This window comes from Methylobacterium currus (assembly GCF_003058325.1).
Lineage (GTDB): Bacteria > Pseudomonadota > Alphaproteobacteria > Rhizobiales > Beijerinckiaceae > Methylobacterium > Methylobacterium currus.
Genome location: NZ_CP028843.1, coordinates 2,765,112 through 2,775,009, shown reverse-complemented (window position 1 = coordinate 2,775,009; position 9,898 = coordinate 2,765,112). Strand labels below are relative to the sequence as shown.

Annotated in this window: 7 protein-coding genes and 1 pseudogene; 3 read left to right on the top strand and 5 right to left on the bottom strand. The window is 72.1% G+C overall.

All coding sequences use genetic code 11. From position 1 onward, the window contains the following. Positions 1-177: 177 nt before the first annotated feature. The gene (locus tag DA075_RS13145; RefSeq protein ID WP_099953618.1) at positions 178-966 is read right to left on the bottom strand and encodes a SapC family protein; all 789 of its coding nucleotides are present in this window, start codon (positions 964-966) and stop codon (positions 178-180) included. Between the two features lie 431 nt (positions 967-1,397). Here DA075_RS13145 and DA075_RS37040 point away from each other — a divergent pair, with 431 nt between their 5' ends. From DA075_RS37040 to DA075_RS13130, 3 genes and pseudogenes are all read left to right on the top strand, one after another. Then, positions 1,398-2,486, top strand: coding sequence for a hypothetical protein (locus tag DA075_RS37040; protein WP_174800088.1), 1,089 nt, complete (start codon positions 1,398-1,400; stop codon positions 2,484-2,486). A gap of 476 nt (positions 2,487-2,962) precedes the next feature. Continuing rightward, positions 2,963-3,109 (top strand): annotated as a pseudogene (locus tag DA075_RS13135) (IS5/IS1182 family transposase); the annotation flags it as partial. Positions 3,110-3,725: 616 nt separating this feature from the next. Further along, positions 3,726-4,577, top strand: a complete 852-nt coding sequence (locus tag DA075_RS13130; RefSeq protein ID WP_232388387.1) for a helix-turn-helix domain-containing protein — start codon at positions 3,726-3,728, stop codon at positions 4,575-4,577. On the opposite strand, the gene DA075_RS13125 is transcribed toward DA075_RS13130, so the two are convergent. The 4 genes from DA075_RS13125 to DA075_RS13110 are packed head-to-tail and all read right to left on the bottom strand — an operon-like array spanning position 4,546 to position 9,831. After that, entirely contained in the window at positions 4,546-5,472 is a 927-nt protein-coding gene (locus DA075_RS13125) for a radical SAM protein (RefSeq protein WP_099953616.1), read from the bottom strand. The genes DA075_RS13130 and DA075_RS13125 overlap by 32 nt on opposite strands. 23 nt (positions 5,473-5,495) lie before the next feature. Beyond that, complete coding sequence (locus tag DA075_RS13120) at positions 5,496-6,371, bottom strand: hypothetical protein (RefSeq protein WP_099953615.1); 876 nt, start codon at positions 6,369-6,371, stop codon at positions 5,496-5,498. Continuing rightward, positions 6,368-8,749, bottom strand: a complete 2,382-nt coding sequence (locus tag DA075_RS13115) for a tryptophan 7-halogenase (RefSeq protein WP_099953614.1) — start codon at positions 8,747-8,749, stop codon at positions 6,368-6,370. Before DA075_RS13115 ends, DA075_RS13120 begins: the two co-directional genes overlap by 4 nt. Further along, the gene (locus DA075_RS13110; protein WP_099953613.1) at positions 8,746-9,831 is read right to left on the bottom strand and encodes a methyltransferase; all 1,086 of its coding nucleotides are present in this window, start codon (positions 9,829-9,831) and stop codon (positions 8,746-8,748) included. The genes DA075_RS13115 and DA075_RS13110 overlap by 4 nt, the downstream gene beginning before the upstream one ends. Between the last annotated feature and the right edge of the window lie 67 nt (positions 9,832-9,898).

The window sequence follows — 9,898 nt, the reverse complement described above, 5'->3', positions numbered from 1 at the left end:
CCTCGAATCTCCTGACGTGCGTGCGGCTCTCGGCAAGCTCCGCGGGCCGCCTCGCGACGAGGACGGCAGGCTGCGCGGAGCCGACGCGGGACGGATGGCGCGCAGGGCAGCCTGCGCACCGTCCGGAGCGTTGTGGAATCGGATCGGGCGCGGGCCGCGGCGGCGGCCCGCGGAGAATCAGACCGCGCCGTCGTCGGCCGCGGCGGCGACCGGGGCGGCGGGCGCCGTGTCCGGCACCGGCTGGCCCACCCGCTCGGCGATTGGCGAGAGGTTCGCGAGCGAGGCGAGGTGCAGGTAGATCAGCTCGAGCTCGTCGGCCTGCATCAGCTCGGCCAGCTTGTCGCCCGGGACCGCCTTCAGGCGCTCACGGTTGACGACGCTGAAGCCCGAGAGGGTCGCGCGCTGGCCGGTGCGCAGGGTGAACTGCGCCTGCATCGGCTCGAGCAGGCCGAGCGCCTCGAGCCGGGCCACGAACTGCTTGGTGCGCTGGAACTGCGCCTGGTAGGCCTGCAGGAATCCCAGCACGTTCTGGAGGTACTGGGTGCGCTCGCCGTCCGCGTCGAACAGGCGCTCGCCCCGACCCTCGGCGTTGCAGCCGGAGAATTCCTCGTCGACGCACAGGGTGAAGAGCGCGTCCGGCGCGTTCGGATCGTCGGCCGAGAACACGAACGGATAGCGGCGCAGGAAGGCCGGAACGTATTTGCCGGTCCAGGAGCCGTCCTCGCCGACGTAGAGGTTCTCGCCGTCGCGAATGCCGAGCAGCACGACCGGAATGATCTCTGTCCCTGCACCGCCGAAGACGATCGTGTACTCGGGCGCGGCCGGTGCGAATTCTGCCGCCATCAGTGGGACGGAATTGATGTCCCGGGCGAACTCGTAGCTCGAGCCTGCCTTGATCGACAGCGTGCCGTGACGCTGGCGCGTGACCGGAACGGCGCGCTCATAAATCAGAAGCTGCTTCGCCATCGGTGTTCAACCCCCAAAGGTGCGTTTTTGCTTGGTTGCCGTGCCTAACAGACGGCTTACCTGATTCGCATCGGGAGCGCGTCGTTTTGGGTTGACCTACCGTCTCACGGCTGGAACCAAGTCTCACGGTGATGCATTGGCAACACCGTTTGTTAGCGCCTCGGATTGTCAGTCCTCCAGAGATGAGGCCGCCGGGGTTGGGCCCGCGGCCAGCGGCATGACGAGGAGCCGGACTTCAAGCACGGCGCGCGACCCTCGGGCGGAAGACGCCGGGCGCCCGATCCGCGCGCGACGGCCCGCAACGGGCGGGCGCCCTCAAGACGACGGGGAGCAACGCCCCGGTCGTGGGCCGACCGTCGTCCCTGCCCGATTCGGGCGCCGCTCCGTCAGCCGGTCTCGACTCCCGGGCGCGACTGGATATTGTCGCGCGCATGATGATGCGCGGCGCTACGGTCCTCCTGGCCTTCTGTGTTCAAGGCGCCGTCGGGGTCGCGTTTGCACAGGATGCCGTCGACGAGGCCAGCCGCCGGAAGAGCGTGCTTCCGTCCATCCGCGCCGCCCGGGAGTGCATCGCCCGCGAGGCCCTGAACGAGCGGGCGGTCAGGACGGCGAGCGACGGGAAACAGTTCCGCGCCGCCTTGACGCAGCCGATGCGGCGCTGCGCCGACGAACTGGACGCCATGGTGGCGATGCACGACAGCGTCTACTCTCCCGGAGCCGGCGAGGCCTTTTTCCAGGGCCCCTTTCTCAAGACGCTCCCTCAGGCCGTGCGGCAGCGCATCGCTCCCAAGCCCGCCCGGCGCGCCCCCGAGGCGGAGACGTCCCGGGTCGCGCCGGTCGCGCCGGACAATGCCGCGCTCGTCGAGGCGAAGCCGCTCGCCTGGCCCAGCGAGTTCGTCGAGGAGGAGAAGCGGCGCGCGGCAGCGGAGCCGGAGCCGCGCCCCATCGAGGACACCCGGGAGGCGCCTCGGACGGCCGAGCCCTCTTCCCGTGAGGTCCCTGCGCGTGAACTCCCTGCGCGTGAGTTCCCTTCCCACGAGCCCCCTCCCCGTGAGCCCGCAGCACGCGCCGCCCCCGCTCAGGCGGCGGGCCTTCCACCCGCGCCGCCCCGTCCCCCGAGCGCGGCGGAGGTCGGGCCTCGCCCTGACCCCCAGGACGGTCCCGGCTCCGGCCAGCTCGTCGTCCTGAGCATCCTCGGCTCGGGCGTCCTCGGCCTGGGCATCGTCGGCCTCGTCCTGCGCGGCGCGTCGAGAGCCGTCAGGAATGCCCGTCGCCGCAAGCCGCTCCGCGTCAAGTATGGAAGTGCCGACATCGCCAACCGCATCCTGTCGGGAAAGATGTGGACGGGGATGACGGCCGAGATGCTGCGGGATTCGTGGGGCGATCCCACCCATGTCAGGCGGCAGGTTCACAAGACGCGAACGACGGAGATCTGGAGATACGTGCAGACCGGTCGGCAACGCTTCAAGAACCGGATCACCCTCGAGAACGGCGTCGTGATCGGGTTCGAGCACCTGTAGCGTGCCGGCGCGCGTTCCTCGGCCACCGGCATGACATCGCGCCCGGCCTCCCTCGCCCAGAGCCGAAGCGGGCCCGGGAATCCCCCATCGTTCCGGTCGGGTCATGACGACCGGCGGCGGGTCCTGTGCTGCGATCAAAAATATGCACGCAACCCGGCAGACCGGCTTCGCGATCGACTGCTTCATTTGCAGCACGCCAAATCTCGATCTTAAAACGACTGCCGAAGCTTGTTGCATTCTGCATGTAACGAGCAGCCGTCTCTGTCGACTCCAGAAATGGACCCGCCCCTGCGCGTGGCCGCAACGCCGCGTCGGTGAAATCGAGCCGGAGGACGGACGAAAAGCCTTCGCCGTCCAGCCTGAGCATCATTCCGCCGGCCGCAAACGGCCGGTGCCGAAGCGGTTACCGGTTCGGCGACGAAACCGATGCGAAGACAGGAAGCCAAGCAGAGTTGCCCCGTGCAACTCTGCTTGGACGCTCGGCGATCGAGAGGACCGTCGGTTGGATCAGCCGCTGCCGCAGGCTGGCATGCGATCGCGGGGCGACCGCATCTTCCGCGCTCGCCGTCTTCGTCCTCGCCGCTGCCACGATCCTCGCCGGGCGCCGCGCAACAGCCTTGTGAAGCAGGCTCCGAGGCGCCGGACGGCCTGGTCGTCCGATCGCGGGAGAACGACTTTACTTCCGGCGCGGATTGAGCGATGCCGATGCGCCCAGAGGTCTCGACCAGACAGCTGCAGTCACGAGGCCTGGCGACACCTGCAGATCCGGGAGGCGATCGCTGCCGATGGCGGTCCGTGACGGAATCTACCCTGCGTTAGGATTGATGAGTCGACATCGTTCCAGGCCATGCCCCGATGTCCCGGACGGAGACGACAGACAGCCAGGGCGCGACATGTCTCTTCCTTGATGGCGGGAAGGAGAAGCGCCGTCCCGTCCAGGGTCAGGACATCAGAATAGACGCTGGAAATACGCCTGCAACACGTCCGTCCACCGTGAGCTTTCCCGCCTTCGCGGGAGAGGTGGGACGACCGCCTCAATCTCGAGCCGGCCGGGCCTCACACCATTGCCCCCTGCGGCTCCCACCTCGCCCGACGATGCTCCCTCACCTGCACTACCTGACGAACCATCTTCCGCCAGCCGAAGCCGGGAAGGTCTGGCGCGAGGTGATCTCACCTCTGTTCGAGCCGCGACCGTCGCAGCTGAGCCGCCAGATCCCGGTCGGATCGACGACGTCCGTGATGATCGGCGACATCATGCTCGCCCGGGCGACCTTCAATGCGCAGGGCTTCGTGCGCGACGCGCAGCGCATCCGGGCCACCCCGGACCACATCATGTTCCACCTCTACAAGACCGGCGGCTTCAACGGCCTGATCACCGGGGAGCAGACCACGATCTGGGGCGGGCAGGTCGCGGTGATCGATCTCGCCGTCGGGGTGGACACCCAGGCCGCCGCCTCCGACACCACGGCCCTGATCGTGCCCCGCAAGCTCCTGGGGCAAAAGGCGCTCGACCGCCTCAAGCCCCGCCTGGAGCCCCCACAGAACCGCCTGCTCGCCGCCTACATCGCCTCGTTGCGCGAGCGCAGCATGCGCCTCTCGGCGGGCGAGGTCGATGCGACCGTCGCCGAGGCCAGCGCCCTCCTGGGCCACATCCTCGATCCGAATTCCCAGGCACGCCCGGTCGAGGCGGCCTGCGCCCGGACGAGCCTGCTGACCCTCGCCGAGGAGGTGGTGCGCGCCAACCTCGCCTCCCCGGACCTGTCGCCGGATTGGCTCGCCTGCGAGTTGCAGATCTCGCGCGCCACCCTCTACCGGATGTTCACGCCGCATGGCGGGATCATGCGCTACGTCCAGGAGCGGCGGCTTCTGGCGGTGCAGGCCGCCCTGTCGGACCCGCTCGAGCGGCGGCGCCTCGCGCGGCTCGGCGCCGATCTCGGCTTCAACAGCGAGGAGCATTTCAGCCGCAGCTTCCGCAGCCGGTTCGGCGTCACCGCCAGCGAGTACCGTAGGCAGCAGCGGGCCCTCGCGATCGACGAGCAGGTCGCCAGCCCCGACACGATCAGGGAGTGGTGGAACGCGATGGAGGAGTGATCGGGAGCGGGCGCAGGGCCTCGGCCTCGGTTCCGAACTTCCGGATATAGGCGGTGTTGAGCCCGAGGCAGTCCCGCGAGCCACAGGCGTCGCGGTGGACGCATTGGTAGAAGCCGTTGCGCTCGAACTCGCTCCAGAAGCGCGGGTCGATATGCAGCTCCGGCTGCGCGTTGACCAGGGCGTCGCCGAGATCCCCGAGCAGGCAGTGCGGAAAGTTCTTGACCTCGACGGCGCGGCCGAGGGCCCGGGCGGCGAGGACGGCCTCGCGCAGGTAGGGCAGGACCTCGGTATGGCGGGCGATCATCCCCTTCTCGTCCTCCTCCGCCATCGGGAAGTAGAGCCAGAACTCCATCTGGGCGAGGCGGCGCAGATGGGCGAGGCGGGCGACGATCCCGGGGAGCAGGCGGTAGCTGCGCTCGGTCACCACGGTGTTGGTGAGCGTCGCGACGCCCTCCATCCCGTCGAGGGTCTCGAGGCCGCGCAGCGCCCTCTCGAACGAGCCCGGCACCAGGGTCAGCCCGTCGTGGCTCGCCGCGTCCGAGCCGGCGATGCTGACGAAGAACTCGTCGATGCCGGCCTCGACCAGCCGGCGGCAATAGCTCGGCTGGCCGAGATGCATGCCGTGGGTCTGGATCCGCACATGCGAGAAGCCGCTCGCCCGGGCGCGCCGGGCGAGGTCCGGCAGGTCGCGCCGCAGGGTGATCTCGGATCCGGTGAGGATCAGGCCGGTCCAGCAGCGCTCGCGGGCGTTGTGGGCGAGCACCGCCTCGAAATGCCCGTCGCTCTCCGGCGCGAGGCGGTCCATCGTGCCCTCGATCATGCAATGCACGCAGCGGAGGTTGCAGCGGAACTCCATCGTCAGCGAGACGTAGGCGGCGTGGTCGAAGCGGCTCATGGATGTCAGGAATCCGGAGGCGGTCAGAGCAGCCCGTAATAGGCGCTCTTGGTGATGCCGAGGCGGCCGTCGACCATCGCGTAATCGAGGCCGACATCGAACAGAAGGTGGTCGAGGCGGCGGCGGTTCTCGCGGACGAAACCGGTCACCGCCTCCGGGTAGCCGAGCCGCTCGAAGAACAGGATCAGCTGGTCGACGGTGATCCGCGAGAAGTAGAGCCCGTCGCAGCTGCGCTTGTTGGCCACCACCACGACGCCGCAGCGGATCAGTTCCGGCCAGAGCAGCGCCTCGAGGGACAGGCCCGGCAGGTCGAGATGCGCCGAGCAGGCCAGCTTGGCGCGCACGTGCTCCATCTCCCGGCGCGCGTCGAAGAAGGCGTAGAGGTTGTCGAAGGCCAGGCCCTCGCTCGTATAGGCGTAGGACAGGCCGGAGGAAACGCTGCTGCCCGGATGCCCGATATAGAGGTTGACCCGGTCGAGAGGGCGCCTGCCCTCGGCGAGCGCGTCGTCGACATCGAGGGAGAACATGAAGTAGGGGCGCCGGGCCGGGTCGAGGAGGGGGCTCGCCGCGAAGGGCGCGAGCAGGGCGAGCACACGGCCCACCGAGACGGTGCGCTCCAGGCGGTCGTAGTCGTAGAAGTAGAACTCCCAGGTCGTGACGCCGCCGCTCCGCTTGGCGCCCCAGACGATCCGCCCGGGCCCGAGCCCGGCACGCAGCGCGTCGCAGAGCGCGTGGAGGCGCGGGCCGGCCCCGGCGACCGCCAGCGAGTGCCAGAGCAGCGTCGCCTGCCGGAGGCGGCCGGTGGTCGGGCCGAGGGGCGGGTAATCCCACAGGCAGTAATCGGCGGTGCGGTCGCCGGGCCTTGCCCATTCGAGCCGGTCGGGCGGCAAGCCGGTCACCGCTCCTGCCCCCGGGCTCCGGAATCCTGCCCCCGGACCCCGGAATAGAGCGTCACGAAGGGCGCTCCGTCGCGGCCGAGGCCGGCGGCGACGTGGCCGAGCGTCTCGCCGCGGCGGGCGGCCAGCGCCGCGCCGGCCTCCGCGGCCGGGACGCCGAGGGCCGCGAAGGCGCGGCCCATCACCTCCTCCACCGCCGCGACCGTCAGGCCGGTCGCGTAGAGGTTGAGATCGTAGGAGAGGCGCGGGCCGGGCTCCTCGCTTGCCTCGAGATAGTGCGGCAGGCCGCTGCCCCGCGCGCGGACGATCGCCAGGATCTCCCGGGCGAGGCCGAGCGCGAAGGCGCCGCCGGTCGCGTCCGCCACCTGTTCCAGGCGCAGGGCGATCTCGTCCGGACCGCGCAGGCAGGGCCAGTGGTAGAGCGTCACGACCGGGTCGGCGGCTCTCAGCGGGCTCCACTTGTAGGCGCGATGCACCAGGACGGGCCGCTCCCCCGGCTCCGGCCCCGCCCGCCAGCGGCGATCGGCTTCGGCCGACCATTCGACGTAGAGCTTGTAGAGCGGTCCGCCGGGCCCGTCCTCGAAGCCGAGATGCAGGATGTCGGCCCCGGCGATCGCCGCCGCGGCCTCGGCGCGGGCGGGCGCCGCGAGGCCGAGTTCCGCCGCGATCCGCCCGACGGCCCGGCCCGGATCGAGGCCGAGCGCCGTGCGGTGGAGGCTGAGCAGGAAGCGGTCGGCCTGCAGGCGGCCGCCTGCCGCCTTGATCGAGCGCTCGCACCCGAAGGGCTGGCCGAGGGCGAGAACCCGGTCGAGCAGCCGCGCGCCGTGCTCCGAGCCGCGCAGGGGCGCCAGGAGATCGGGTGCGGCCGGCTCCGCCCGCAGGGCGGCCGCGGCGCCGGGCTCCGGCAGCGGGCCGTGGATGCGCGCGAGATGCCGGGCATGGGGCGCCATCGCCTCGGTCAGCCGCGCGATGCGGTCGCGGACCGCCGCCAGGAACCGCTCGCTCTCGTGACGGCTCGCGAGATCGGCCGGGGCGAAGGCACGCTGCGGCAGGTGACCGGCTCCCGCGAGGGTGTGGAGATACGCCGTCTCGTCGAAAGCGCCGGGCGGTTCCTCGATGCAGCCGGCCGCCTCGTAGAGGTCGAGCCGGTCCGCCAGGCTGTCGGGCAGGGAAGCCGCCCGCCCCCGTGCCCAGAACGGTTCCGGGCGCCGGACGAGGCCGTAATGCAGCGCGACCGCGTCGCGCGCCGCCGCCTGGAGCCGCCCCATCCGCGCGTTGTAGGCCCGGCGCAGCGGCGCCTCGACCGGTCCGCGCGGCAGGTAGTCGATCAGGGCCCCGACGGCGGCGAGGACGAGGGACAGGCCGAGCCCGGCGAGGGGCTCGACCGCCCCCGCCGCGGCGCCGATCGCCACCACGTTCTCCCGCCACGGCGCGGCCCTGTGCCCGGTGCGCAGGGGCGCGGCGCCGGACGCCTCCCCGCCGAGGCTCCGCGCCAGGGCGGCGGCCTCGCCGGTCCCGGCGACGAGGCGGCAGGCCGTCCGGTCGGCGAGCGGGAGGCGCGCGGTCCAGCCCGCCCCGAGGCCCCGATACGCCGTCGCCGGGATCCAGGCGGGATCGGGCGGCAGGGACAGCCACAGGCTCTCGCGCTCCCCCGCCGCCTCCCCGAGCCAGGGCTCCCCGAGCTCCGTCCCGATCAGCCGGCCCGCCGCGCCGCTGCAATCGAGGAACAGGTCGCCCGCGACGCGGCGCCCGTCGTCGAGGTCGAGGGCGGTGACCCGGCCGAACGCGTCCCGCTCGACCCCGCCGACCCGGCCCTCGGTCCAGCGGACGCCCTCCGCGCGGGCGAGATCGCGCAGGAAGCCGAGCAGCGCGTCGCGATCGAGGTGGAAGCCGTAATCGCCGGCCTCGGCGACCGGGGAGGCGCCGTCCGGGCCGGAAGGCCCGCGCGCCTGCGCGGCGAGCCGGGCGTTGAGGGCGTAATCGCCGTAGGCGCCGGCCCCCTCCCCGGCCAGGGCGAAGCGGACCCAGTAATGGAAGAGGTCGAGCCCGTTCGGCCGCGGCCCGGTCGGGCCCAGGGGCAGCCAGTGGCCGGTACCGGCCTCGAACCAGTCCTCGAAGCGGCTGGCCAGCCGATAGGTGCCGGCGCAGCGGCGCATCAGCACCGCCTCGTCGACGCCCGCCCCGCGCAGGAGGCGGGTGAGGTCGGGCCCGGTCGCCACGGCCGCCGGCCCGGCGGAGCGGGGCCGCGGCCCGACGAGCTCGATCCGCCACTGCGCGCGGCGCAGGGCCGGCTTCAGCACCGCCGCCGCCAGCAGGCCGGCCAGGCCGGCGCCGACGATGACGACCCGGCGCGGTCCGTCGCGCTCGCCCGGCGCCCTCATGCCGGCTCTCCTGTCTTGCGGCCCTGGACCAGGTGGAACGGCATGTCGAGGTCGATGGTCCCGGCGGTGACGGCGACGAGTCCGGCCCGCCGGAACGCCTCGAGGTAGAAGGCGGCGTCGCGGAAGAAGGGGGCGAAGACGAGGTTGGCCGCGCTCGCGTAATCGACCGGCCGCGTCCCGAACGGCATCGGGCCGCGCTCGGCCACCACGAGGCGCCCGCCGGGCGCGACCGCGGCCGCGGCGCGCGCCACGAGGTCCGCCGCCTCGCGCGGCGGCCAATCGTGCAGCACCGACTTGAAGACGACGAGGTCGTGCCCCTCGGGCAGGCGGTCGCGCAGCATGTCGGCGGGCCGGAACGCGACCCGCGCCGCCTCCGCCCGGTTCGCCAGGTTGTCCCGGCCGAGCGCGCAGACCACCGGCAGGTCGACCACCGTCGCGGACAGCCAGGGCGCCCGGGCGCAGGCCCGGGCGGCGAATTCCCCGCTATTGCCGCCCAGATCGAGCAGGCGGCGATGGGCGCCGAGGTCGAGGCGGTCGAGGATCGGGCCAGCCTCGTAGCGGGTCAGGCAGGTGGTGTAGGCGACCCAGGGCCGGGTCGCGGCGCAGTTCTCCGGCGTCGCCACGAGGCAGCGGTCGTAGCGGAACAGCTCGAAGGTGCGCGCCTGCTCTAGGAAGCGCTCGGGATCGTCGATGAAGGCCGGAAACAGCCGCCGGAGATCGTCCGAGACCAGGTCCAGGAAGGCGAGCTTCGCCTCCAGCAGGTCGCGGCAGGGGAGCACCGCCCGGAAGGCCGGGGTGAGCGCCAGCGTGCCGTCCGGTGCCGCCGCGATCACGCCGCCGGAGGCGAGGAGCCCGAGGAGCAGCGCGAGCCGCTCCGGCGCGAGGCCGGTCTCCGCCGCGAGGGCCGCAATCGTGGCCGCGCTCCGCGCCAGGCGGTCGATGACGCCGCGGCCGAGTGCGGCCGCCAGGGCACGCGCCTCGAATTCGTGGCGCAGGAAGCGCTCGACGTCCGGAAAGGCGTGGTCCGCTGCGGGCGCGCCGGGCACGGATGCGGCGGCGGCGGGAGGGGCCGGTGGGGACATGTGAGACTCTAGATCAACCAAATCCACGCAGCGGGTCTTGCCTGCCGTACTGAAACCGCGATCGGCC

What these genes read in the sequence shown, in the direction of transcription:
- DA075_RS13145 (WP_099953618.1), bottom strand. Translation starts at nt 966, where the DNA reads ATGGCGAAGCAGCTTCTGATTTATGAGCGCGCCGTTCCGGTCACGCGC.
- DA075_RS37040 (WP_174800088.1), top strand. Translation starts at nt 1,398, where the DNA reads ATGATGATGCGCGGCGCTACGGTCCTCCTGGCCTTCTGTGTTCAAGGC.
- DA075_RS13130 (WP_232388387.1), top strand. Translation starts at nt 3,726, where the DNA reads ATGATCGGCGACATCATGCTCGCCCGGGCGACCTTCAATGCGCAGGGC.
- DA075_RS13125 (WP_099953616.1), bottom strand. Translation starts at nt 5,472, where the DNA reads ATGAGCCGCTTCGACCACGCCGCCTACGTCTCGCTGACGATGGAGTTC.
- DA075_RS13115 (WP_099953614.1), bottom strand. Translation starts at nt 8,749, where the DNA reads ATGAGGGCGCCGGGCGAGCGCGACGGACCGCGCCGGGTCGTCATCGTC.
- DA075_RS13110 (WP_099953613.1), bottom strand. Translation starts at nt 9,831, where the DNA reads ATGTCCCCACCGGCCCCTCCCGCCGCCGCCGCATCCGTGCCCGGCGCG.